Annotated in this window: 22 protein-coding genes; 10 read left to right on the forward strand and 12 right to left on the reverse strand. The window is 68.9% G+C overall.

Going from position 1 to position 22,854, the window contains the following annotated elements; translation table 11 throughout:
- Window positions 1–1,041: 1,041 nt before the first annotated feature.
- Both EIZ45_RS43115 and EIZ45_RS43125 read right to left on the reverse strand, forming a co-directional pair.
- Complete coding sequence (locus EIZ45_RS43115) at window positions 1,042–2,121, reverse strand: glycoside hydrolase family 3 N-terminal domain-containing protein (RefSeq protein WP_134669824.1); 1,080 nt, start codon at window positions 2,119–2,121, stop codon at window positions 1,042–1,044.
- A 657-nt stretch (window positions 2,122–2,778) separates the two neighbouring features.
- Window positions 2,779–3,687, reverse strand: coding sequence for an ABC transporter permease (locus EIZ45_RS43125; protein ID WP_037817049.1), 909 nt, complete (start codon window positions 3,685–3,687; stop codon window positions 2,779–2,781).
- Window positions 3,688–3,745: 58 nt separating this feature from the next.
- Here EIZ45_RS43125 and EIZ45_RS43130 point away from each other — a divergent pair, with 58 nt between their 5' ends.
- Window positions 3,746–5,074, forward strand: coding sequence for a class I adenylate-forming enzyme family protein (locus EIZ45_RS43130; RefSeq protein WP_134669836.1), 1,329 nt, complete (start codon window positions 3,746–3,748; stop codon window positions 5,072–5,074).
- Here EIZ45_RS43130 and EIZ45_RS43135 read toward each other — a convergent pair.
- Window positions 5,064–6,608 (reverse strand): chloride channel protein, encoded by a 1,545-nt coding sequence (locus EIZ45_RS43135; protein WP_134669820.1) that lies wholly within the window; start codon window positions 6,606–6,608, stop codon window positions 5,064–5,066. The genes EIZ45_RS43130 and EIZ45_RS43135 overlap by 11 nt on opposite strands.
- 50 nt (window positions 6,609–6,658) lie before the next feature.
- Window positions 6,659–7,102, reverse strand: a complete 444-nt coding sequence (locus EIZ45_RS43140; RefSeq protein WP_235146747.1) for a MarR family winged helix-turn-helix transcriptional regulator — start codon at window positions 7,100–7,102, stop codon at window positions 6,659–6,661.
- Window positions 7,103–7,352: 250 nt separating this feature from the next.
- Here EIZ45_RS43140 and EIZ45_RS43145 point away from each other — a divergent pair, with 250 nt between their 5' ends.
- Window positions 7,353–8,405 carry a reverse transcriptase family protein gene (locus EIZ45_RS43145; protein ID WP_134669818.1) on the forward strand — a complete coding sequence of 351 codons (1,053 nt, stop codon included), beginning with the start codon at window positions 7,353–7,355 and terminating at the stop codon, window positions 8,403–8,405.
- 10 nt (window positions 8,406–8,415) lie between these two features.
- Here the strand turns inward: EIZ45_RS43145 and EIZ45_RS43150 are convergent, their stop codons facing one another.
- Window positions 8,416–8,871, reverse strand: a complete 456-nt coding sequence (locus EIZ45_RS43150; RefSeq protein WP_205670308.1) for a hypothetical protein — start codon at window positions 8,869–8,871, stop codon at window positions 8,416–8,418.
- 1,101 nt (window positions 8,872–9,972) lie between these two features.
- A complete protein-coding gene (locus tag EIZ45_RS43155) occupies window positions 9,973–10,167 on the reverse strand; it encodes a hypothetical protein (protein ID WP_134669812.1) in 195 nt (64 codons plus the stop codon).
- Window positions 10,168–10,437: 270 nt separating this feature from the next.
- Between EIZ45_RS43155 and EIZ45_RS43160 the strand changes: the two genes are divergently transcribed.
- Window positions 10,438–11,418 carry an MCE family protein gene (locus EIZ45_RS43160; RefSeq protein ID WP_167756715.1) on the forward strand — a complete coding sequence of 327 codons (981 nt, stop codon included), beginning with the start codon at window positions 10,438–10,440 and terminating at the stop codon, window positions 11,416–11,418.
- Here EIZ45_RS43160 and EIZ45_RS43165 read toward each other — a convergent pair.
- Both EIZ45_RS43165 and EIZ45_RS43170 read right to left on the reverse strand, forming a co-directional pair.
- On the reverse strand, window positions 11,408–12,289 hold the full coding sequence (locus tag EIZ45_RS43165; protein WP_240690942.1) for a class I SAM-dependent methyltransferase: 882 nt from the start codon (window positions 12,287–12,289) through the stop codon (window positions 11,408–11,410). The genes EIZ45_RS43160 and EIZ45_RS43165 overlap by 11 nt on opposite strands.
- 46 nt (window positions 12,290–12,335) lie before the next feature.
- A complete protein-coding gene (locus EIZ45_RS43170) occupies window positions 12,336–12,755 on the reverse strand; it encodes a PaaI family thioesterase (protein ID WP_134669808.1) in 420 nt (139 codons plus the stop codon).
- 83 nt (window positions 12,756–12,838) lie between these two features.
- Between EIZ45_RS43170 and EIZ45_RS43175 the strand changes: the two genes are divergently transcribed.
- On the forward strand, window positions 12,839–13,258 hold the full coding sequence (locus tag EIZ45_RS43175) for a MarR family winged helix-turn-helix transcriptional regulator (protein ID WP_037817063.1): 420 nt from the start codon (window positions 12,839–12,841) through the stop codon (window positions 13,256–13,258).
- Between the two features lie 345 nt (window positions 13,259–13,603).
- Here EIZ45_RS43175 and EIZ45_RS43180 read toward each other — a convergent pair whose 3' ends face one another.
- The gene (locus tag EIZ45_RS43180) at window positions 13,604–14,518 is read right to left on the reverse strand and encodes a proteasome assembly chaperone family protein (RefSeq protein WP_037817066.1); all 915 of its coding nucleotides are present in this window, start codon (window positions 14,516–14,518) and stop codon (window positions 13,604–13,606) included.
- Between the two features lie 276 nt (window positions 14,519–14,794).
- Here EIZ45_RS43180 and EIZ45_RS43185 point away from each other — a divergent pair, with 276 nt between their 5' ends.
- From EIZ45_RS43185 to EIZ45_RS43210, 6 genes are all read left to right on the forward strand, one after another.
- Window positions 14,795–15,307, forward strand: a complete 513-nt coding sequence (locus EIZ45_RS43185) for a PH domain-containing protein (protein ID WP_205670307.1) — start codon at window positions 14,795–14,797, stop codon at window positions 15,305–15,307.
- A 74-nt stretch (window positions 15,308–15,381) separates the two neighbouring features.
- On the forward strand, window positions 15,382–16,833 hold the full coding sequence (locus EIZ45_RS43190; RefSeq protein WP_205670310.1) for a PH domain-containing protein: 1,452 nt from the start codon (window positions 15,382–15,384) through the stop codon (window positions 16,831–16,833).
- Between the two features lie 62 nt (window positions 16,834–16,895).
- Complete coding sequence (locus EIZ45_RS43195; protein ID WP_051172265.1) at window positions 16,896–17,651, forward strand: IclR family transcriptional regulator; 756 nt, start codon at window positions 16,896–16,898, stop codon at window positions 17,649–17,651.
- A gap of 16 nt (window positions 17,652–17,667) precedes the next feature.
- On the forward strand, window positions 17,668–18,186 hold the full coding sequence (locus tag EIZ45_RS43200) for a GNAT family N-acetyltransferase (protein WP_134669803.1): 519 nt from the start codon (window positions 17,668–17,670) through the stop codon (window positions 18,184–18,186).
- A gap of 147 nt (window positions 18,187–18,333) precedes the next feature.
- Window positions 18,334–18,531 carry a hypothetical protein gene (locus EIZ45_RS43205; RefSeq protein ID WP_037715481.1) on the forward strand — a complete coding sequence of 66 codons (198 nt, stop codon included), beginning with the start codon at window positions 18,334–18,336 and terminating at the stop codon, window positions 18,529–18,531.
- A gap of 277 nt (window positions 18,532–18,808) precedes the next feature.
- Complete coding sequence (locus tag EIZ45_RS43210) at window positions 18,809–19,801, forward strand: esterase-like activity of phytase family protein (RefSeq protein WP_370318246.1); 993 nt, start codon at window positions 18,809–18,811, stop codon at window positions 19,799–19,801.
- A 65-nt stretch (window positions 19,802–19,866) separates the two neighbouring features.
- Here the strand turns inward: EIZ45_RS43210 and EIZ45_RS43215 are convergent, their stop codons facing one another.
- From EIZ45_RS43215 to EIZ45_RS43225, 3 genes are all read right to left on the reverse strand, one after another.
- Window positions 19,867–21,138, reverse strand: a complete 1,272-nt coding sequence (locus tag EIZ45_RS43215; RefSeq protein ID WP_043832765.1) for an aspartate aminotransferase family protein — start codon at window positions 21,136–21,138, stop codon at window positions 19,867–19,869.
- A 69-nt stretch (window positions 21,139–21,207) separates the two neighbouring features.
- The gene (locus EIZ45_RS43220) at window positions 21,208–21,492 is read right to left on the reverse strand and encodes a hypothetical protein (protein WP_134669798.1); all 285 of its coding nucleotides are present in this window, start codon (window positions 21,490–21,492) and stop codon (window positions 21,208–21,210) included.
- Window positions 21,493–21,505: 13 nt separating this feature from the next.
- The gene (locus tag EIZ45_RS43225) at window positions 21,506–22,834 is read right to left on the reverse strand and encodes an MFS transporter (protein ID WP_043832769.1); all 1,329 of its coding nucleotides are present in this window, start codon (window positions 22,832–22,834) and stop codon (window positions 21,506–21,508) included.
- Window positions 22,835–22,854 lie beyond the last annotated feature (20 nt).

Raw genomic sequence — 22,854 nt, forward strand, 5'->3', positions numbered from 1 at the left:
CCCCTGATCTCGGATGTCCGTCAAAACGGGTCAGGCCCATCTCAGCGGGCACCGACAAAAACGGAGCCTCGGCGTTCGCCCACAAGGATGAACACAGGACGAGGCTTTCGCAGTGGTCTGACGGCACAGGTATCTGGAGGGCGGCTCTTCGGCATCGTCAAGCTGGCCCCGGATTCGTGCGCGCTACGAGTCTCGCCGTTCCCGGGCGGATTCCTGCTGGGGCGACGGTCGTGGATGCCGCATCGGGCGTTGCCGGGCGACTGGGTAGCGCGCCAGGGGGTGCGCCTCGTCCAATCGGTGGCGGGCGCGGCGGGGGACGTCATCCGACGGGGAGACCCAGCGGCGCGTCGAGTCGTCCGGCGGGGAGGTTCGCGGAGCATTCGGCGGCGGAACGGCGGAGCGACGCCGGGCGGCGCGGCGCAGGAAAACTACGGCCAGCACCACGAACACCGCGGCGACGGCCACCAGGAGCCACCAAGCTTGCATTCGTCCTCCCGTCGTGGGTGGGTCGCACGCAAGGGTGCCCGTTCAGCCTGAGGACAGCGCGATGTCCACACCGCCGGGTGTCACCGGAACGGGGGGTTGTTTGCTGGATAATCGCGGAGTGCCGGACGGGTCCTGCGTTATCGACGCTAACAGCGCCGCATAACAACGAGGCTTCCGCTAACAGCGGCCGCATAACGGCGGGCTTCGCAGCGAAGCACACGGACGGGCCGTGACGAGGCAACGCTCCGGGTGCGAGAACCTCGTCGGGCAGCAATTCTCGCGGATTTTGGTATCGAGAGTGACCCGTCACGCAACAAGGATGTCGGCTGGAATGGCTGGGGCGGAAAACACGCGACTCGTGACGCTGAGCGCCTGAACTCGCAGCGACGCCGAGGCCTCCACCCAAAATCTCATCGGAGGGTGTGTTCAGCAACGGCGCGCCCGGGTTCTACGTCCTCGGCACGGTCGTGCAGACCACAGCGATCGGCTACTGGGTAGTGCCGAAGATCTGGCGCACGGTTTCACCACGCCCCGCGACATCCACCCGCGGGCGACTCACTTCACTCCATCCCGAAGCGCCGAAACCCGATCCACCGCCGCGGTGAAATCCGCGCTCGGCAGGGATCCGTCCGACAACCCGGCGGCCAGCGCGGAAGCGGCATCGTCCCCCTGGCTCACGTCTCGGGCCGAGGCCAGGATCAGGTCCATCCCCGCCTTCGCGGCCAGCACGGCGCGGTTTCCCGGTCCGCCGTAGGACTTCAGCGCGCCAGCTTCCAAGGCATCCGTCACGGTCACCCCGGCGAAGTTTGTCTTGGTTCGGAGTTCCTGCACGGCCGTGGGCGAGAGTCCGGCGGGGCGGGAGGCGTCCAGGGCTGGGTACACAGCCCACGAGAGCATCACGAGCTTCACGCCAGCGTCGACGACTGGGCGGTAGGGAGCCTCGTCCTTGGCACGCAGTTCGGACAGGGGCACGTTCAGCGTCACCGGGCCGACGTCCGTGTTGCTTCCGGCGGGGACTGCGCCCAGGCCGGGGAAGTGCTTGGCTGTCGCGGCGACGCCCGCTGACTGCTGAGCCGTGACGAAATCCTGGCCCAGTGCGCCGGCCACCTGGGGGTCCTGACTGTAAGAGCGGCCGTATTTGTCGATGAAATTCCCCGGTTGGCGGTAGACATCCAGAACCGGCGCGAGGTTGACGTTCATGCCTACCCCGGCGAGGTTCTGGCCCGCACCAGTACCCGCGGCTTTGGCTGCGGCAGACGGATCCGCGGACTGGGCTACCTGCTTCTCCGACAGCACGGGTTCGCCGGGCAGCCGACGGACCTTGCCGCCTTCCTGATCGGTCATCAGCAGCAACGGACGGTGCACCGGGCTTTGCGCGTTCGCGTCCCGGAATTGTCGTACCACGTTGGTAATCTGCTGGGAGCTTGAGATGTTTTCGCCGAAGAAGATCACGCCCGCTGCCTCGCCGGCGCGGATTCGTTGCAGCAACGAGGCTGGCGGCGTCAGACCAGGATAGGAGTAGATCACCCGCTGTCCGGCCAGTTGCCGCGGCGTGAGTCCAGCAGGAGTGGCGGCGACCGTGCTCATCGCGAGCACTGTCACGGCCATAGCCAGCAATGCCTTCCGACGCTTCATGCGACCTCCGTTCGCGAGCCCTAGGACAACGCTAACCCCCGGCGGGCGGGCGTGCTCAGCTGCCGAGGGGGGTTAGCGCGGCGTGCGAGATCGCGGTGAGGCGGAAGGATGGCGGGCAATACGATAGGAGGCGGGCTCGGGCAACGCGATGGCTGGCGAGCTTGGACAGAGCGACAGCTGGCGGGCTCCGGCAGAGCGACAGTCGGCGAACTCAGACAAAGCGATAGCTGGTGAGCTCGGGCAGAGCGATAGTTGGCGGGCTCCGGCAAAGCGATAGATGACGGGCTCGGGCAAAGCGGCAGTCGGCGGGCTCCGACAAAGCGACAGATGACGGGCTCGCGCAAACGACAGTCGGCGAGCTCCGACAAAGCGGCAGATGGCGAGCCTGGACAAAGCGACAGTCGGCGGGCTTGGGTGCGCGGCGGGTCGTTCGCATGCCCGCGCCTGGCCAGGACCGAGCAGAGCTGGGCGTCCCGGCTCCCGGCTCCCGGCTCCCGGCTCCCGGCTCCCGGCTCCCGGCTCCCGGCTCCCGGCTCCCGGCTCCCGGCTCCCGGCGACAGTGCAACCGCTCGCTGCTGCACGCACCCGCGGACGCCAGCAGTACCGGCATCTGGCCGTTCCTCGCAACGAACCACACCGACAGTCCTCAATGGACAATCAAACCCAGTAAGCCACCCGAGCCCGGTAATTGCGCAGCACCAGCATCGCCAGCGACCAACCGACCACGGTCACCACACCGGCGACCAGCCAGTGCGTCCAGCTTTGCTGCTGCCCGACCAGCGGCGCGCGCACGATCTCGACGAAGTGATAAACCGGATTAAGCTGCAGCAAATTCACCGCGAGCGACCCAAATCCCTCGTGCGAGGTCTGGTTCATCGCCCGGACCTGGTCCATCGACCACATGATCGGCGTCGCGTAGAAGAGCATCGTGATGAAGCTCTGGATCACCGGCGGGATGTCGCGGAACCTCGTGGACACCACGCCGAACAGCAGCACCACCCACGCACCGTTCAGCACGACCAGGGCCAGTGCGGGCACGGCGAGCAGCATTCCCCAGCCGAGTCCGGGGTGCAGCAGCGCGTATCCCTTGTCCACCAAACGATACGGGTGCGAAAGCTTGCCGAAGAAGATCGCCAGCACCATTACGTACACGACGAGGTTGTGCGCCAGATACAACGCCTGCCGCCACACCGTGCGCAGCGCGTACACCGACACCGGAGCCGGCAGCTGCTTGATCATCCCTTCGTTCGCGATGAACGTTTCCGAGCCTTCAACGATGCAGCCGTTCATGAAGTTCCACAGGATGAGCCCGGTGGTGATGCTCGGCAGCAGGGTCGAGATGGAAGTGCCGAACAACGCGGAGTTCACCACGCCCAGCGCGAGCGCGGTGACTGCCATCCCGACAGTGATCCACAACGGCCCCAGCGACGAACGCCGGTAGCGCTGCTTGATGTCCTGCCACGCGAGCAACGCCCACAGTTCCCGGGCACGCAACCCGGCCTGCAGATCAGCGAAGGCTCGACGCCAGCTTCTCGGGTCCGCGTCGATCGCGGGCGGAGCGGTCATGACGACGAACCTAGCCGCGATCGCCGTTCTCGGCCAACACGCGACTACGGTGTGCCGGGTGAGCTTTTTCCTGTCCCGCGTCCTTTCCGCACTTCGTGACGGCGGCGACACTGTGCTGTTCCACCACGACGACACCACCATGACGTACCAGGCGGCGGCAGACCTGCTGTCGCGGCTGTACAGCGGACTTGCCGAGGTACGCGGCATGGTGGCGATCGACGCCGCCAATCGGCCGGAAGTGGTGCTCACTCAGCTTGCCGCGCAGCTGCGGGGGCTGGAAGTCGTGCTGATCGCGGCGTCCGCGAGCCGTCCGGCGCGAGCGGCGGCGCTCGCGGCGACCGGGGCGACCTTGCTCACCGATGTCGAACTCGACACACTCGCCGCGGCACAACCGTCTATTCCGGACACTTTGCCCAATAGCGTCACGGCGATTTTCCCCAGCGGCGGCACCACCGGCACACCGAAACTGATCCGGCACAGCGGGATCTACGATGGCGTGGCCCACATCTTCCAACCGGACGGCACCAAAACCGCGCTCGTCACCGCGCCGCTCACACACATGACCGGCAACGTGGCCGTTCTGGGCGCGCTCTGCTGCGGCAACACCGTGGTACTGCACCGGGAGTTCAACGCCGAGAAGCTTCTCTCCGATGTGGAGTGTCGTCGCATCACGACGCTTTCCCTTACCCCTCCCCGACTCGCCGCCGTACTCGACCATCCACAGCTGTCCACTACGGACGTATCCAGCGTGCAGCAGCTTTCCCTCGGCGCTGCACCGCTGCCGCCGAGCCGGTTGGCCGAGGCGCTCAAGGTGTTCGGTCCGGTCGTCGGACAGGGCTACGGGCTCACCGAAGCGCCGATGATCGCCAGCATCTCCGCGGACGAAGTCCTTGCCCGGCCGGAACTCCTCGGTTCCGTCGGCCGCATCGTGCCCGGGATGGAGGCCCGGATCGAGGACGGCGAAGTGCTCGTCCGCGGACTGTCCATGATGGACGGCTACCACGGACAGCCGCCGATCGGCGACGGCTGGCTGCGCACCGGCGACCTCGGCCGCTTCGACGAGGACGGCTACCTCTACCTCGAGGACCGGATCGACGACGTCATCGTCACCGGCGAGCACGGCACGAAGGTCTCCTCGACCACAGTGGAGCACGCACTTCTCAGCCACCCCAAGGTGAAAGCCGCCGCGGTCGTCCCCGCACCGGGCCCGGACGGAACCCTGCTGCACGCCGTGGTGGTCGCCGAAGACACCACCGCTGACGAACTGCGCGACCAGGTCCGCGCCGAACTCGGCGGCGAGCACTTCGTACCGTCCACTGTGGAGTTCAGCGACGAGCTGCCGCTGACCCCAGTGGGCAAAGTGGACAAACAGCGGCTCAAGCGCTGACCGACCGGCCCAGCAACCGTTCCCGGTGATGTTCCTCGTGCAGGTCCCGCCGCCGGGCATGCAGCAGCTGCGCCAATGTCACCTTGCCGAGCACCCGCGACGGATCATGCCGGTCGACCACCAGCGCCTGCGTCGTGTGCCCGAGCGCCAGTTCGTTCGCAACGTCGCGCAGAGTGTCGTCCCCGAACACGACGACATCAGCCGACATCTGCACGTCCGGTTGGTGCGTCATCACTTCATGCACGAAGAACGTCTCAAGTGGATCAGTTGTGTACTCCCGAGTGAGGTGCAGCCGACGCCGCGCGATCTTCTCCGTGAGCACAGAACGCTTGAGCAGCAACACCGAAAGCGCGTACGCCGAGAACGAGGCGACGACGAGCGGCAGCAGATAACTCCACGCGTGGGTCAGCTCCAAAGTGAACACAATGCCGGTGAACGGCGACCGCATCACGCCGCCGACGACCGCGGCCAGCCCGCACGTCGCCCAGAACCCGGGCGCGACGTGCGGCAGCAAACCGCCTTCCGCGGCGCCCAGCGCGGCGCCGATCATGAACACCGGCGCCAGCACGCCGCCGGAAGTCCCTGATCCCAGAGAAAGCGCCCAGATCAGCGTTTTCACAACCAGGATCCCGACGATCAGCGACGCGGTCGCGTGCCCGGTGAGCAGCGTGTCGATCACGTCGTAGCCGACGCCGAGCGCGTGCGGTTCGATCAGGCCGCCAATGCCGATCACCAGGCCGCCGATCGCGGGCCACCACATCCAGTGCACGGGCAGCCGCCCGAAAAGATCCTCGGCGAAGTAGACGAGCGCGGTCGCGCCGATCGCCAGCAACCCGCCGGTCAGGCCGGGGACGAGCGCAAGACCGTCGGCGGCCGGGCCGGGGTTGGCCCCGGTGAACGGGACCCCGAAGACCGGTCCGGTGCCGAGCAGAAACCCGCGGCACACCGTCGCGACGCACACCGCGGCAGCCACCGGAACCAGACTGCGCGGCCGCCACTCGAACAGCAGCAACTCCACCGCCAGCAGGACGGACGCGAGCGGCGCGTTGAACGTCGCCGCCATCCCGCCCGCGGCACCGGCGACCAGCAGCGTCTTGCGTTCGTCCGCGGACAGCTTCAGCAGCTGCGCGAGGATCGAACCGACCGCGCCGCCGGTCATGATGATCGGCCCCTCGGCCCCGAACGGACCACCGGTGCCGATGCTGACCGCCGCCGACACCGGCTTCAGCACCGCGACGCGCGGGGCCACCCGGCTGCCTCCGGTGAGGATCGCCTCGATCGCCTCCGGCATGCCGTGCCCGCGGATCTTCTCCGAGCCGTAGCGCGCCATCAAGCCGATCACGAGCCCGCCGACGACCGGGGCTAGCAGCACGAGCCACCACGGGTGGTGCTGCGCGCCCGGCGCGACGAGATCCGTGGCGACGCGTTGGTAGAAGACCAGGTTGGTGATCAAGCCGATGAGCTTGAGCAGGGCGAACGCCGCCACCGCCGCCGCGCCGCCCACCGGCAGCGCGATCGCGGTGATCAACAGCATTCGAGGATTGACTGCGAAGTCGCCGAGGTGCGCGGCCCGCGCTGGAACCTTCACAGCCGGCCCGGTCCCGCTGTGGGCACGCCCGGTGCCGATTCCGCCGCCAGGACCAGGTCGCGGACCGCGGTCGAGACCGCTTCGTTCCGCGCGGCCGGGATTTCCGTCAGCAGCTCGGACAGCGCGCGCTGGCGTCGGCCGACAACTCCGGCGACGACCTCACGCCCGGCAGCGGTGACCTCCATGGTCACCACCGTGCGACGGTGCTCGTCCTCGCCGCGCACGACGTACCCGTGCGCCTCGAGCTTGTCGGCCAGCCGGGTGACCGACGACGCGTTCACGCCCATCGCCTCGGCGAGCCGGGAACACGGCACGCGTCCCAGGCTGTCGAGCACCACCAGCAATCGCACCTGCGGGAAGGTCACGCCACGCGGGGCGGCGTGCGCGCTGTCCCAGGCCACGGCCACGAGCACGCGAGTCAGCCGCTCGAGATCGGCCACGTCATCCGACAAACCTTGCATAGTGCAAAAGTTGCTATAGACAAGGCTTCAGGTCAAGGGTGTGTTCGGTCACCAGGGGTTCCTCCCCGGGCGCCGGTTTTGTCGGTGATCTTGGCTAGGGTGGGGTTCGGCGACGCGGAGGTGAGCCGGTGGAGCACCACCCACTCCGGGGCAACCCCGGGGAGCAGCACGACACGTACCCACAGCGCCCCGCGCAGCGGCGGCACGCTCCGCGTGCGAGACAGCGCGGATGAACGGAGAACGAGTCGCCTCCGCGTCGCTGCTCGAACCGATGCCGGTGTGGCGATGGCCGGTCGCCCGGTGGACCACGTTCGACGAATGCGCCGCCGCCCTCGACCTCACGCCGGGCGAACTGTCCTGGTTCGCCGACGAACGCGGCTGGCACCGGCGGTCCAGGCCGGTGCTGCGGCACTACCGCTACCGCTGGATCCCCACGTCCACCGGCGGCGCGCGGCTCATCGAGCAGCCGAAACCCCGGCTGGCCGAGGTGCAGCGCCGGGTCCGCAGGCACGTCCTCGACGCGCTGCCGGTCCACGAGGCCGCGCACGGTTTCCGCCGCGGCCGCTCGATCCACACCTGCGCCCGTCCGCACGCCGGACAGGACATGGTGGTGCGGCTGGATCTGGCCGGCTTCTTCCCGACCGTGACCGCCACGCGGGTGCGGTCGCTGCTCGACCTGGCCGGTTACCCGCCTGCCGTCGCGGCCGCCATCGCCGGGATCCTTACGACGCGCACGCCGGTCGACGTCCTGCGCTCCGCGCCCGCCCGATCGGCCATGCTGGGCCATCTCGCCGGCACACATCTCCCGCAAGGCGCACCGTCGTCGCCCTCGGTCGCCAACGCGGTCACCCATCACCTGGATCGCCGGCTTTCCGGCCTCGCCGCCGTGCTGGGCGCGAACTACACCCGCTACGCCGACGATCTGGCCTTCTCCGGCGACGCGAGCCTGCCGCTGCACCGGCTGCTGCCGGGCGTCCGGCGGATCGTGACCGACGAAGGCTTCCGCCTGCGTGACGATAAGACGTCGGTGAAACCGGCTTACCGGCAGCAGCGCGTCGCCGGGTTGGTGGTGAACGCCGCGCCGGCTGTCGCCCGCGCCGAGTACGACGAGTTGCGGGCCGTGCTGCACAACTGCGCCCGCACCGGCCCGGCGCCGCAGAACCGCGCGGAGCACCCGGACTTCCGCGCGCACCTGCTGGGCCGGATCGCGTGGATCAGCGCCACGAACGCGACCCGCGGCACGAAATTGCGCGGCCTGTTCGACCGGATCGACTGGTCGTGAACACGCCGGTTCAGACCGATAACAGGCTGAGATTCCGCTCCATCTCGGCCCACCATCCGGCCGCCGGAACATCCCGCGGCTGAATCATCGAGGCTTTGACCAGAATGTCGGGCCGGTTTTCTCGCCAAGCGTAGGAAAAAAGCTCGTCATAATGCACCCGGGGAAGCCATCCCTGTTCCCGGCCCGCTTCCAAACGCATGAGCTGCCGAGCAAGATCCATGCTGCTTCGCTCACAACTGCGAAACGCGCTCGAAAACCTTTGCACGGCCGCCGCATCACCCCGCCGAACCGCCTGGCAGGCAAGGAAAAGCGCCGTCACTGCCAGGACATCCGACCGATGCACCCCGCCCTCCGCCGCCAGATGTTCCGCCAGCTGAAAACTGCGCTTCCGCCGCCCCAGGCGCACCATTTCCGCCAGAGCTCGCTGCTGCCGAATGAGATATTCGTCTTCCCACAGGTTCTGCACAGCGTTTCCTCCCCTGCGCCCGGTCCCGACCCAGGCCGCTTCCCGGTACAGGATGCTCCACCAGGGTGACAGATACGTCGGCGACACTCAGCCGTTCGGAGCAAAATATCACCCAGGGGCATCGACAGTACCCGACCGCGCAAGTCCGGGAATCCTTGTTGTGCCTCAGGAATCGGCCAGCTTCGGGTGGTTGGCGGGAGTTCAGGGCGTGGGCCGGTTTCCGCAACGGACTTGCCGCTTGGGTTGGGTTGCCGGTGCGGATGGGGTGGGTTGCTGCGGAATCCGCATTCTTTGGGTGACTGGCCTTAGTGGACACCCGTGCGTGGGCGGGGCGGTGATTGCGAAACGCTTTCATGGCAAGGGCTTGTTGCCTGCAAGCGGAGCAGGCCTCCGGGCGGTTCGTGTCTTGGCTGCCTTGGGCGGCGTGGTTTTTCGGGTTTGATTTACGGGCTCGATTTCACCCGTTTGGCGCAGTCGGGGGCGCGGGATTGGGGCGGTGGGCTGCTCTCAGGCGAGCAATGAAGCGTTGAGAGGGAAGGCTTGCGCGCGGAAGGGGTCCGGCACGCGGCAACCGGGCGACACGGGGAGCGGGCGAAGCTAGTGGCGGCCAATTGGCGGCCCGGCAACGTGAAGAAGTTTGCGGTGCCAGGGCTGAGTTTGCTCAGGCACGATCCAACCCCGCCAGATCCCGTCGGGAACTGAGTTGCTCAGGCAAAGACGCAACCCCCACCGGGCACCGGGCACCGGGCACCGGGCACCGGGCACCGGGCACCGGGCACCGGGCACCGGGCACCGGGCACCGGGCACCGGGCACCGGGCACCGATGTTCGTTCAGCCAAGCTGCAGCCCGCAAGGTCGTCAGGCGCGCTCGACCGCCCGGTCAGCCCGTCGCTGACCGAACTCCCGGCGGGGTTACCCCACCCGCCAGTGTCGAAACCCCCGCATCGAACGCCGGGCCGTTCAGCCCGTCACAACCCGGCCGCGGCCAGCCCGGCCCTCCCCAGGGCCAGGCTGGCGCATCAAACCATCCCGCAACCGGCCCGCACCGGCAGCGGCGTCTTCCCCCGGAACCTCGGGGCAACCCGGCGGAACCGGAGCGCCTCAGGCGACCTCGGTGCGGCTGCCGCCGGGGGCGTGCAGCCCCAGCATGTCCAGCAGCAGGGCGCATTCCTGCGCGTCTTTGGCCCGCGACGCGACGGCCAGCGCTGCCTTGCGGCGGCGTTCCTCCTGCCGGACCGCGTCCGTGTCGTCCACGAGGTCTGGCGCCGGGTGCAATCCGGTGGTCAGGTCTCGCATGGTGGCTCCTCCCCGATCGGCGTGGGCGCGGGTTGTCCGCGCTCCCTGCACACCCCTTCAACGGCCGACCCGCACCGGATGTTCCGATGACTCCGGTCACGTCAGCCAGTCAGGCCAGAATGGCACACGACGGGAGCCGCCGGGTGCGATGCCGGAAACGGGCCGTGCCCAGGGCGGGAACCCCAAGAGTCCTAAGTGGACAGAGTGGGAAAGCGCCCATTCGGGTGGCATGAGTGGCCTCACCCGGCCGGGCGAGCCACTATCCACGCTGTGCATCCCGACCGGCGCCCCGTGCGCACCGCTCTCGTCGGGCTGACTGTGCTCGTCCTCGGCGTCCTCACCGCGCTCCAGGCGCCGAATCTGCCGATCATCGGCGACGGCACCGCGTATGCCGCCGAGTTCAGCGAGGCCGCCGGGCTCCAGACCGGCAACGACGTGCGGGTCGCGGGGGTGAAAGTCGGCCGGGTATCGGAGGTTTCGCTCGACAGCGCGTCCGTCCGGGTGTCCTTCCGGGTGTCGGGGGCGTGGCTCGGGGACCGGACATCCGCGTCGATCCGGATCAAAACGTTGCTCGGGCAGAAGTATCTCGCGCTCGATCCGGTCGGGGTCGGGTCGCTGGATCCGGACACTCCGATTCCGCGCGACCGGACCACGGTTCCGTATGACGTCCTGCCCGCGTTCCGGCAGCTGGCCACGACCGTCGACGCCATCGACACCACTCAGCTCTCACAGAGCTTCCGCGCCATTTCCGACACGTTCGCGCACACCCCGGCCGACGTCCGCGCCACGCTGACCGGACTGTCGCGGCTGTCCGATTCCCTCTCCGCCCGCGATACGAAACTGGCTCACCTTTTGGCTCAGGCACGCACAGTTTCCGCCACTCTCGCCGACCGCGACACCCAGCTGACCCGGCTTCTCACCGACGGCAACCAACTGCTGGACGAGGTACAGAAACGCGAATCGGCCATTCAGTCGCTGCTCGACGGAGCCCGCCGGTTGAGCAGCGAAGTGTCCGGACTCGTCGCCGACAACGACCGCGAACTCGGCCCAGTGCTCGCCCAGCTCGACCAGCTCACCGCGTTGCTCGAACGAAACCGCGCCTCGCTCGCGGACGGAATCCGCGAACTGGCCCCGCTCGTCCGCTTCGCCGCGAACCTCACCGGCAACGGCCGCTGGATCGATGGTTACCTGTGCGGCCTGATCCTTCCCGCGATCGGACCGGTCAACGAGCACGGCTGCTTCAGTCCATGAGCCCCGGTCCGCCGGTGATCCGCACGGTGACCTGGTTGTCGTTGTACGTGTAGGCCTCGTAGGAGAACTCGACGCCGGTCTTCTCGACGTGCTCGGTCCACGCCCGGTACTCGTGCCGTTTCCAGCCGGGGAAGTTGAAGAACTCGTCGAAGTGCACGATGCTGCCGACGCGCAGCCGCGGGCCGACGTTGTCCAGCACCGTCTTCGCCGAGCTGTAGAGATCGCCGTCGACGTGCACGAAATCGACCGGACCGGAGTGCTTCTCGAGGAAGCCGGGCAGGCTGTCGGAGAACAGTCCGACGACGAGTTCGGCTCCCGGCACGTCGGGCAGATCGTCGCGGGCGAAGGCGCCGGCGGGCATGCCGTTGAGCCACGCTTCGGGCAGGCCGTCGAACGAATCGAAGCCGTACACCTCGGTCGCCTCGCGCGCGGCGGCGATGGTGCGCAACGTGTTTCCGGACGCGACGCCGAACTCGAGCGCCATCCCGCCGGTGGGCGCGAGGGAAAGCGCATATTCCAGTGTTTCCTTCGGGCTGCCGAAATGCTGTGCCCCGATCAGGCTTTCGCGCGCGAAGATGTTGCTCTCCAACGCCGCGTCCTGATCGCCGGCGTACACGATGTCGCGACGGCTGCGGATCTCGAACTCGACCACGCGGTCCAGCAGGCGGTCGCCCTGCCTAACGACCTCCGACCGCAGGTCCTCGCGCGTCCGTTCCAGTTCCGCGCGCAATTCCGCGCGCAGTTCGGTGATCTGCTCGGCGTGGGGATCGTGCAGGCGGGCCGCGGCCCGGCGCAGCACCAGGCCGGCCTTCCGGCGCAGCGCAGGGCCCAAAGTCCTTGTCGTCAGCCGATCTTGGCTTTCCTGGTTCATCCCGGGACGATAGCGGACAACCGGAAACCCGTCCGAACTGCCCGGTCTACCCGGAAGCCGCCGACCGCCTGACCACCGCGGATCCTTGTGCCGCCGCGCATAACGTCGCGTTTCCTTCTCCGTCCACTGTGTACAGATCACAGCGGCACGTTGCCCGCGAACGGCTTGCTTGGACGACCGTCGCTTCCGCCCGCAGCAGCACGCCGTCCGCGGGCACGAGGTAGTCGATGGAAAAGCCGCTCGTCAGCAATTGCGGACCGAGCACGGTTCCGGCGGCGAAGGTGAGCGCGTTGTCGGCGGCGTAGGCGAGGACGCCGCCGTGCAGATAGCCGTTCTGCTGCCGCAGGTCGTCGCGGACGTCCAGTTCCAGCACCGCCCGTCCGTCGCCGAATTCCTCGATCCGCGCGCCGAGCAGAACGCTGAACGGTTGCGCGGCCAGCCCGGCGCGCGCGAAGTCTATGTCCATTTTCAGTCCTCACTTCAGTAGTGAAGTACTTCAGTAGTGAAGTGAGGATGGCGGCGCGGAGAGAACACTGTCAAGATCCCCGCATGGCCGCCGACGAACGTCTTTTCTTCCTGCTGCAGAGCGCGGCGCACCGGCTGCGCGTCGAGGGCGACCGCCGCTGCCTCGCCGCGGGCGGCGTGACGACCGCGCAGCTCGGCGCTCTGCTCGCGGTGCACGACCAGCCCGGGCTCACCCAGCGGGAATTGGCCACTGAGCTGGGCCAGCGCGAATCGGCGATCACCGCGATGACCGGACGGCTGGTCGACGCGGGGCTGATCGTCCGGCAGCAGCATCCGGAACAGCACCGGGCGCTGGTCCTGGACCTGACGGCGGAGGGGAACGCGACGATCGCCCGGTTGCGGCCGGTGATCGAGTCGTTCAACCGCGAGTTGCACGCGCTGCTCGGGGACGCGTTCGGGCCGACCAGCGAGGCGTTGCGGTATCTCGCTGGCTGGCCGGGCTGACTCGGCCCCAAGCCACGCTCATACGGCGCACGCTGGGTGAACCCGCTGGCCGGTGCGCCTCCTCGCGACGCGACTGTGCGTGAGGGGAACCCTGACGGAATCAGATTCCCTGAGGGGCCCCCTCACGCACAGTCGCGGAAGCGCGCCGGGCAGCGTTAGGGGCCGGTCCGGGTGCCAGGCCGCCCAACGCACCGGCTAGCTTCACCAGATGTCACCCGCCACACGCGCCCCCGCAGCCTCGCGGCAACGTGCGGGCCGCACCATGTCCGGTGTGGCGATCATGGCGGCCCGGCTCTGGTGGGCCTGGCAGACGGTCCGGTCCGCAGGCGTTGCTTACCTCGCGGCTCAGCGTTCGGAGCCGTCCCCGCCCTGTTCGGCGAGGAATCGCTCGAACTGCGAGCCCAGTTCGTCCGCGGTCGGCATGTGTTCCTGCGATTCGGCGAGCAGGCTGTGCCCGGACGCTTCGGTGAACGTGTCGTACTGACGTTCCAGCGCGCGCACCACGTCGGCGGATTCCTCGGATTCGGCGACCTGACGGTCGATTTCCGCCTTGGCCACCTCGGCCGCGGTGCGGAGTTCGCCATCAGGCAGGCGCAGGCCGGTGGCCTTGCCGATCGAGTCCAGGATCGTCAGCGCGGCGGCCGGGTAGGTCGACTGCGCCAGGTAGTGCGGCACGTGCGCGGCGAAGCCCATCGCGTCGTGGCCCCATTCGCCGAAGCGGTACTCGAGCATCGCGGCGGCGCTGCCCGGGACCTGCATGCGGTTCGGCAGCGGCTGGTGCTCGCCGACCAGGTGCTCGCGGGTCGCGTGCGCGGTGACGCCGAGCGGGCGCGTGTGCGGGGCGCCCATCGGGATCCCGTGGTACCCGACGGTGAGCCGCACGCCCCAGCGTTCCACCAGCTGCCGCACGGCGGCGGCGAACAGCTCCCATTCGCGGTCCGGCTCGGGGCCGGACAGCAGCAGGAACGGGATGCCGTCGTCGTCGTGCAGCAGGCGCACCACCAGCTCGGGGGCCTCGTATTCCTCCCAGTGGTCGACCGCGTAGATCATCGACGGGCGGCGCGACCGGTAGTCGATGAGCCGGTCGACGTCGAACCGCGCGATGACGCGGTTCTCGACCTCGCCGGCGAGGTGGTCGGTGACCAGCCGCCCGGCCGACCCCGCGTCCATGAAGCCCTCGAAGAAGTGCAGAAGCACCGCTCCGTCCAGGTCGGGGACGTCCGAGTCCACCTCGTACAGTTCCTCGGGATCGAGTCCCACCGGATCCTCCTGCTGCTTGCTTGCACGGACGTACGCGATACAACGCGGCCCGGCTGCGAATCCATCCCGCGCGCGGCCGAAATAGTACTGTGCCGATGGTTACTAACCCGACCACAGCCACGGCCTCATGACTTCGTAGCAACGGTTGCGTGCCGGGTGGGGGGTCGGCCTACCTTGGTCGGATTAGTAACGCCCCGCACTCACCAGCCACCCCGGATCGGGGCATCGTGACACTTGTCGTGGGCATCGACCCCCGCGCTCAGGCACTCTGAGCACGTGAACATCGAGGAATCCACCACGCTTGAACTGCGGCTGCGCCCGCCCGAACACCGGGTGAGCCGCCGGGCGATCGGCCACTGGGCGGCGTCCGCGGGGGCGGGCTGGCTGGTCGTGCTCGCGGTGCAGGCGGTGGTGGTCGCGACCGCGGACGACCCGCCGTCGTGGCTCACGGTGACACTGCTGCTCTCCTGCGTGCTGGCCCCGCTGCATCTGCTCGTCATGCCGCAGTGGCGCTACCGCGTGCACCGCTGGGAAGTCACCGGCGAGGCCGTCTACACCCAGTCCGGCTGGCTGAAGCAGGAGTGGCGGATCGCGCCGATCTCGCGGATTCAGACGGTCGACGTCGAACGCGGTCCGCTGGAGCAGCTGTTCGGGCTGGCCCGCCTCACCGTGACGACCGCGTCCGCCGCCGGGCCGCTGCGCATCTCCGGACTCGACCGCGACGTCGCGGTCGCGCTCGCCGACGAGCTGACCCGCACCACCCAGGCCGTGCGCGGGGACGCGACGTGAACGCGACCGCACCCTCCGCGCCCGTCTCGGCCGAAGGCGCCGGCGACGTGCCCTGGCATCGTCTCGATCGCCGGATGTTGTTGATCCGCCCGGTTCTCGACCTGGTGAAGTCGCTGCCGGTGCTCGTCGGCGCGCTGGTGCTCGGCCACGGGAACTACTGGCAGTGGATCGGTCTCGTCGCCACCGCGGTGACGATCGGGGTCGGCATTTCGCACTGCCTCACCTCGCGCTATCGCGTCACCGCGACCCAGATCGAATGGCACACCGGATTGCTGCTGCGCAAGCAACGCGCGATTCCCCTCGATCGAATCCGTACCGTAGACGTGCTTTCGGAACCGAAACATCGGCTTTTCTCGCTGTCTGCGGTACGAATCGGTACCGGACGCCATGATCACGGAAAAGGTCCGGGCAAGGACCAGCTGGTGCTCGACGCGGTCACGCGCGCCGAAGCGCAGCGGCTGCGGACCCTGTTGCTGCACCGGAAACCGGCGGAAACCGAAGCGGCGCAACCGCCCGAGTCGCTCGTCGCCGAGGTCGACAAGCGCTGGGTGCGCTACGCGCCGTTCACCTTGTCCGGACTCGCGGTAGTCGCCGCGATTCTCGGCACGGTCTATCACTTCGCGCACGAACTGCACTTCGATCCGACGAGTTTCGGGCCGCTCCGCGACCTCACCGCCCGCGCGCTCGAACAACCGGTGTGGCTCACCGTGGTGCTGGCCGCGGCCGGGCTGCTCGTGCTGGTGTCGGTGCTGTCGGTCGGCGGATACGTGTTGTCGTTCTGGAGCTTCCGGCTCACCCGCGAACCGGGCGGGACGCTGCACATCCGGCGCGGGCTGATCACGACGCGGTCGGTGTCGATCGAGGAGGACCGGCTGCGCGGCGTCGAGATCAAGGAACCGTTGCCGCTGCGGATGGTCGGCGGCGCGAAGTGCGTCGCGGTCGCGGCCGGACTGCGCGAGGGCAAGGGCGCGGACCGCGGCGGCGGCCTGCTGCTGCCGCCGGCTCCGGCGGGGAAAGCCCGGGAGATCGCGAGCGAGGTGCTCGGCGAGGACTTCGCGAATGTCCCCCTCGTGCGGCATTCGCGGCGCGCGCTGACCCGCCGCATCACCCGCGCCGTGCTCGCTGTGCTGGCGCTTTCGGCCGCGCTGTTCGCGCTGGCCCGGCTCGATGTCCTGCCGGAATGGCCGTGGCAGGCCGCGCTGGTGCTGCTGCCGTTCGCGGTGCTGGCCGGCTTCGACCGGTACCGCTCGCTCGGCCACGCGATCACCGGCCGGTATCTGGTGACCCGTTCCGGGTCGCTGGCCAGGGCTACGGTCGCGGTCCGGCGTGACCGGCTCACCGGGATCGTCGTGCAGCAGTCGCTGTTCCAGCGGCGGGCCGGGCTGGTCACCGTCATCGCCCCGGTCGCCGCCGGCCGCGGGCACTACCGCGTGCTCGACGTGGAACAGGGCGCCGGGCTCGCGCTCGCCGACGCCGCCGTTCCCGGATTGCTCACGCCGTTTCTTGCTGGGTCAGAAAAACCGTGACCTGTGGTAATTTACCGACGCGTTCGTGACTGAATTCGGTGCTCCTACGAAGAGGTTTCAGGATGTCTGAACCCGGACTCCGTCGCACGGCCGGCGCCAACAGTTCCCGGAAAGTGCTCCAGTTGCTGTTGTCGTTCACCGAACAGCGCTGGGAGGCCAGCGTGGCGGAACTCGCCGAGGTGGTCGGCAGCCCGGTCGCCACCACCTACCGCTACGTGCAGTTGCTGAAAGAGCTGCAACTGCTCGAGGAGTCGCGGTCCGGGCGGTACCACCTCACCAGCCGCGTCATGCCGCTCGCGCGCGCTGCCCGGCTCGCGAACGACCTGGCCAGGGTGGCGCGGCCGCTGATGGAGGAGGCGGTGCGCGAACTCGGCGAGACCGTGCTGCTTTTCCAGCACTTCGGCGACGTCGCGGTGTGCAGCGACCGGGTGGAATGCGACCGCCCGATGCGGTTCACGTTCCAGCCGGGGCATTCGATCCCGCTCGGCGTCGGCGCGACCGGGAGGATGCTGCTCGCCCTCCTTCCCGACGGCGAACGCGAACGCCAGGTCGCCCGGATCTCCGCGGAACGCGGTGCCGAGGTGCGTGATGACCTCAAGGACGCGCTGGCCAACCGCTACGTGCAGAGCTGGGGCGAGATCGAGGACGGCGTGTGGTGCTGCTCGGTGCCGGTCGACGTCGACCGGCACCGGCCGAGCGTGCTGACGTTCGTCGGACCGGCCACCCGCATCGGCGACGCCGAGCGCGAACGGGCGATCATAGCGTTGCGCGGTTACGCCGGGCAGATCGCAAAAGCGATTTCCGAGTACTCCGTGTAGCCGTAAAGTCGGGCCGGTGATCCGTCTCGCTGTCCCCGCCGATCTTCCTGCGCTGCCTGACCTCGAACGTGCTGCCGGAGAACCGTTCCGGACCGTCGGCATGGCCGAGATCGCCGACGACGCACCGCCTTCGGTCGACGAGCTCTCGGTGTTCCAGTCCGCGGGCCGCTGCTGGGTTTGGGACGACGGCGGGACGATCGCGGCGTACGTGCTCGCCGAGGAGGTCGACGGTTTCGGTCATGTGGAACAGGTTTCGCTGCTGCCGAGCCACGCGCGCCGCGGCTTGGGGCGGGCGCTGATCGAGACGGTCGGGGCGTGGGCCGCGGAGCGCGGGCTGCCCGGGCTGACGCTGACGACGTTCGCCGAGGTGCCGTGGAACGCGCCCTACTACGAGCGGCTCGGGTTCCGCGTGCTGGCCGACGAGGAGCAAGGACCGGCGCTGCGGAAGATCCGGCGAGCGGAGATCGCACGGGGGCTGGACCGGTGGCCTCGGGTGGCGATGATGCGGTCTGCCCGCGTTGCTGGTGTGGAATAGGCGGTTTCAGCGTCGCTCGGGAGGGGGACCTGGATTGCCGCGGGAATCGAACACGTGTTCTACTGGGTGGGCCGGCCCCGGAGGGGGAAGCTCCGCGGGCCGGCACCCAGGCAGAACGTGTCCGTCGATCGATCCCCAGGAGGCAGTGTGGCGGTCAAGATCACCCACCTCGCCAGTGGTCAGCAGGTCCGCTTCGCGAACGCGGACGGTGCCCGCCGCTATGCCGAAATCATGGGCGGAGGAGTGGACAAGTGGCGCTTCACGATCGTCCCCGGGGACAGCGGGGCTCCCGGCATGCCCGCGGCGGTCGTCAACGTGCCGGTGTGGCGGACCGTCGCGCGATGACCGGTTCTCGTTGACAGCACGGTGATCGGCCCGGCGTGCGACCGTCGTGCCGATCATCGGGACAACGTCACCTGCTGTTTGTTGCCTACTGGCCACGCCTTGTGCTCCACTGTCGATCACCCACTGCTGTAAGTCCCGCGCGACGCGGGACCGCCGCTTGTCAGCAGCGACCACCTCGGCACGGCCCTGCACCCGTGCCAAGACGGACAGAAGGAGCGGCTCCTTGCTTGCGCACCAGCGTGGAACACATCTGCGTGGAAACAGTCGGCGTGGAAAAATCCGGGGCACCGTCGCGTTGGCGGTCCTCGCGCTCGCGGTCGGGGCCGGTGCGGCTCACGCGGCGCCGGCGGCTACCCCGAAGGCTACGGCGTGGCCTGGCGGGTCGAAGGTGGCCATCGCCGACGACTCCGGGGTTTTCGGCACCAATCTCAGCGGCGTGTCGTACGAATCGCCCACCGTGTTGTGGGCGGTGAAGAACGGCCCGAGCACCCTGTACCGGCTCGTGCAGGACGGCGCCAAGTGGCGGCCCGACACCGCCAACGGCTGGTCCGAGGGCAAGTCCATGCACTACTCCGACGGCAGCGGCGACCCGGACGCCGAAGGGATCGTCTTCACCCCGGACGGCGTCTTCACCGCCACCGAGCGCGACAACGACGACGGCGACACGAGCAAGCCCGCCGTGCTTCGGTACGCGACCTCGGGATCGGGCAAGTCGCTCAACGCGACCGGGGAATGGGACCTCACCTCGGACCTGCCGTCGGTCGAGCCCAACAAGGGGCTCGAGGCCATCTCCTGGGTCCCGGACTCGGCGCTCACCGCGCACAAATTCCGGGACGAGCACACGAAAGCCGCTTACAACCCGGCGAGCTATCCGAACCACGGGACCGGCCTGTACTTCCTCGGGCTCGAGGACAACGGGAAGGTCTACGCGTACGCGCTCGACCAGTCCGGGGGCAAGTACACGCGCGTCGCCACCATCGACAGCGGGTTCCCGGCGATCATGGACCTCGAGTACGAACCGTCGACCGGCCACCTGTGGGCCGAATGCGACAACACCTGCAAGGGCCGCACCAGCACGCTCGACGTCAACGCCAAGGGCGCGTTCGCGGCCACCGCGCAGTACGACCGCCCGTCCGGGATGGCGAACTACAACAACGAGGGCTTCGCCATCTCGCCGACCTGCACGAACGGAAGCAAGCAGGTCGTGTGGTCCGACGACGGCAACGACGACAACCACGCCCTGCGCACCGGGACACTCTCCTGTAAATAGTCCTTTGTAGACAGACAACTGCGGCGGCACCGGAAACCCGGCGCCGCCGCAGTGTCGTAAGAGCGTCAGTTCTTCAGCAACCGGTCCAAGGCCCGCGGGACAGCCGTCGCCAGCAGGTCGAGCTCCGCCTCTTCGGCGACCAGCGGCGGCGACACCGCCATCCCCTTGCCGAGCGAGCGCACGATCACGCCCTCCTCGAGCAGGAACTTGTGCAGCCTCCCGGGCGCGCCCGGGTCCGCGGCCAGCAGGTCCGGCGCGAGTTCCACCGCGGCCAGGAATCCCAGCCCGGCCCGGACCTCCGCCACCGCCGGGTGCCCGACCGCACCGGACAGCGCGTCCGCGAGCGGCTTCTCCAGCGCCTTGCCGCGCGGGATGATGTCGTCGCGCTCGTAGATGTCCAGCGTCGCGTTCGCCGCGGCGCAGGCGACCGGGTGCCCGGCGTACGTCGCGCCGTGGCGCAGGATCGGCGCGCCCGGACGGCCGGTGAAGAACGGCTCCGCCACGTGCGGCGCGACCAGCAGCACGCCGAGCGGGATCGTCCCGCTCGTCACGCCCTTCGCCGTGGTCACCAGATCCGGCTGCACCGACCAGCGGTCGATGCCGTACCAGGTGCCCAGCCTGCCCCACGCGCAGATCACGCAGTCCGCGACGAACAGCACCTCGTGCTTGCGGCAGATCGCCGCCACTTCCTCGATGTAGCCCTCCGGCGGAAGCAGCACGCCGCCCGCGCCGATGACCGGTTCGCAGAAGAACGCGGCCACCCGTTCCGGCCCCACGCGGAGGATCTCCTCCTCCAGCGCCGCCGCGTTGTCATACGGCACCTGCGAGAAATCCGCGGCGGGCGGACCCCAGCCCTCCGCGTTCGCCGGAATGCCGGCCGCGGCGGTGCCGAATCCGTGCGTGCCGTGGTAGCCCTGGGTGCGGCTGATGACGTGGGTCTTCTCCGGGCGTCCGGTGTGGACGAAGTAGGACCGCGCGATCTTCACCGCGGTGTCCACCATGTCGCCGCCGCCCGAGCCGAGGAACACCTTCGACCCCGGCACCGGAGCCAGCTCGGACAGCCGCGAAGCCAGCTTCAGCGCGGGTTCGTTCGCGACGCCGCCGAACAGGTTGTACGCGTCGAGCTTCTCCAGCTGCTCGGTCACCGCGCGGGTGATCTCGGGACGGCCGTGCCCGAGGTTCGAGTACCACAGCGACGCGGAGGCGTCGAAGTAGCGGCGGCCCGCGTCGTCCCAGACATAGGACCCCTCGCCGCGGGTCACCACGAACCGGTTTCCGTCGACCGCGCCCATGTCCGCGAACGGGTGCCACAGCGGGTTCGGCTGCTGGTCCGGCATTGCTCCTCCTCGGGGTCGGCTCAACCGGCCGGCGCCGCGGGGAGCGGCGACCGGCCGCCGCCGCCCTTTCTACCCGCCCGGCCGGGGATCGGCGAACCGCGACCCCTCGACGCGCGCCATCGCGGAACCCCGCAGCCCGTGGGCCCGATGGCTCCGATGGCGCTGTCCCCGGCCGGGCAGACTAGGCGCCGGCCGCCGCGCCGGACGGCGGCAGGCCAGCTCTCCCTTGTACAGCTCGGCGGCGCGGACCAGATCGGCGTATGCCTCGACGTGGATCCGGTTGATCGCGTCGTGCGCGTCCCGGGCGGCCGCGTCGAGCCACGCGCAGTAGTCGCTTCGGGTCTGGGTCCGCATCGCGCGCCCCCGCTCAGACGTTTTCGACGGTGGTTGCTTGTGCGTTGGCGGGCGCGGAGCTCAGCGACGCGCCCTTCCGGTCCTTGACGAAGAAGCTGGTGACCAGGCCGATCAGGGTCATCACGGCGAGGTAGCCGCCGACCGCGTAGACCGTGCCGGTGCTGGTCTGCAGGCTTTCGGCGATGGTCGGCGCGAACGCCCCGCCGAGCACCGCGCCGATCGCGTACGAGATCGCCGCGCCGCTGTAGCGGACTGTCGTCGGGTACATCTCCGCGTACAGCGCCGACTGCGGGCCGTAGGTGAACCCGAGCCCGACCGAGAACAGGAACAGCGCCACCAGGAGCAGTCCGACGTTGGCCGTGTTGATCAGCGCGAAGAACGGGAACATCCACGCCAGCTGGATGACGAATCCGATCCGGTAAGTGCGGACGCGGCCGATCCGGTCCGCGAGCCAGCCGCCGACGAGTGTGCTCACCAGCCAGGCGACCGCGGACAGCATCACCGCGATCAGCACGGTCGACCGGCCGAGGTGCAGGGTCTTCGTCGCGTACGACTGCACGTATCCGCCGGTGGTCATGTACCCGACGGCGTTGTTGGCCGCGAACAGCAGCGCACCCGCGACGACCAGCTTCCAGTGGTGCCGGAACAACTGCACCAGCGGCATGCTCGAGCGCGCCTTCTTCTCGCGGACCTCCTCGAACACCGGACTCTCCGCGACCCGGGACCGGATCATCAGTCCGGCGACGATCAGCACCACGCTCAGCAGGAACGGGATCCGCCAGCCCCACGCCAGGAACTGCTCCGGCGAGGTCAGCGCGGTGACCAGCGCGAGGACGCCGTTGGCCAGCAGCAGCCCGATCGGCACGCCGATCTGCGGGAACGCGCCGTACAGCCCGCGCCGCTCGGCAGGCGCGTGCTCGACCGCGAGCAGCGCCGCCCCGCCCCATTCGCCGCCTGCCGAAAGCCCCTGCACGATGCGCAGCAGCACCAGGATGACCGGCGCCCACACCCCGATCGACGCGGTGTTCGGCACCAGGCCGATCAGCACCGTCGAAATCCCCATCAGCAGCAGGGTGAGGATCAGCATGGCGCGCCTGCCGAGCCGGTCGCCCAGATGTCCGGCGATCACCGCCCCGATCGGGCGGAAGAAGAAGCTGATGCCGACCGTCGCGAACGACACGATCAGCGCGTCCTTGCCGAGGACCGCGAAATACTGCGTCGCGAACACCAATCCGGCGCAGATCGCGTAGATGAAGAAGTCGAACCATTCGATAGTCGTGCCGACCATCGCCGCCAGGACGACGCGGCGGTGCTCTCTGCTGATCCCGGACGTGCGCGGCATCGCGCCTCCCCTGCTGACAG

It is taken from the genome of Amycolatopsis sp. CFH S0740 (assembly GCF_004522315.1).
GTDB lineage: Bacteria > Actinomycetota > Actinomycetes > Mycobacteriales > Pseudonocardiaceae > Amycolatopsis > Amycolatopsis nivea.

What these genes read in the sequence shown, in the direction of transcription:
- EIZ45_RS43115 (WP_134669824.1), bottom strand. Translation starts at nt 2,121, where the DNA reads ATGAAGCGTCGGAAGGCATTGCTGGCTATGGCCGTGACAGTGCTCGCG.
- EIZ45_RS43125 (WP_037817049.1), bottom strand. Translation starts at nt 3,687, where the DNA reads ATGACCGCTCCGCCCGCGATCGACGCGGACCCGAGAAGCTGGCGTCGA.
- EIZ45_RS43135 (WP_134669820.1), bottom strand. Translation starts at nt 6,608, where the DNA reads ATGCTGTTGATCACCGCGATCGCGCTGCCGGTGGGCGGCGCGGCGGCG.
- EIZ45_RS43145 (WP_134669818.1), top strand. Translation starts at nt 7,353, where the DNA reads ATGAACGGAGAACGAGTCGCCTCCGCGTCGCTGCTCGAACCGATGCCG.
- EIZ45_RS43155 (WP_134669812.1), bottom strand. Translation starts at nt 10,167, where the DNA reads ATGCGAGACCTGACCACCGGATTGCACCCGGCGCCAGACCTCGTGGAC.
- EIZ45_RS43165 (WP_240690942.1), bottom strand. Translation starts at nt 12,289, where the DNA reads ATGAACCAGGAAAGCCAAGATCGGCTGACGACAAGGACTTTGGGCCCT.
- EIZ45_RS43170 (WP_134669808.1), bottom strand. Translation starts at nt 12,755, where the DNA reads ATGGACATAGACTTCGCGCGCGCCGGGCTGGCCGCGCAACCGTTCAGC.
- EIZ45_RS43175 (WP_037817063.1), top strand. Translation starts at nt 12,839, where the DNA reads ATGGCCGCCGACGAACGTCTTTTCTTCCTGCTGCAGAGCGCGGCGCAC.
- EIZ45_RS43190 (WP_205670310.1), top strand. Translation starts at nt 15,382, where the DNA reads ATGTTGTTGATCCGCCCGGTTCTCGACCTGGTGAAGTCGCTGCCGGTG.
- EIZ45_RS43195 (WP_051172265.1), top strand. Translation starts at nt 16,896, where the DNA reads ATGTCTGAACCCGGACTCCGTCGCACGGCCGGCGCCAACAGTTCCCGG.
- EIZ45_RS43215 (WP_043832765.1), bottom strand. Translation starts at nt 21,138, where the DNA reads ATGCCGGACCAGCAGCCGAACCCGCTGTGGCACCCGTTCGCGGACATG.
- EIZ45_RS43220 (WP_134669798.1), bottom strand. Translation starts at nt 21,492, where the DNA reads ATGCGGACCCAGACCCGAAGCGACTACTGCGCGTGGCTCGACGCGGCC.
- EIZ45_RS43225 (WP_043832769.1), bottom strand. Translation starts at nt 22,834, where the DNA reads ATGCCGCGCACGTCCGGGATCAGCAGAGAGCACCGCCGCGTCGTCCTG.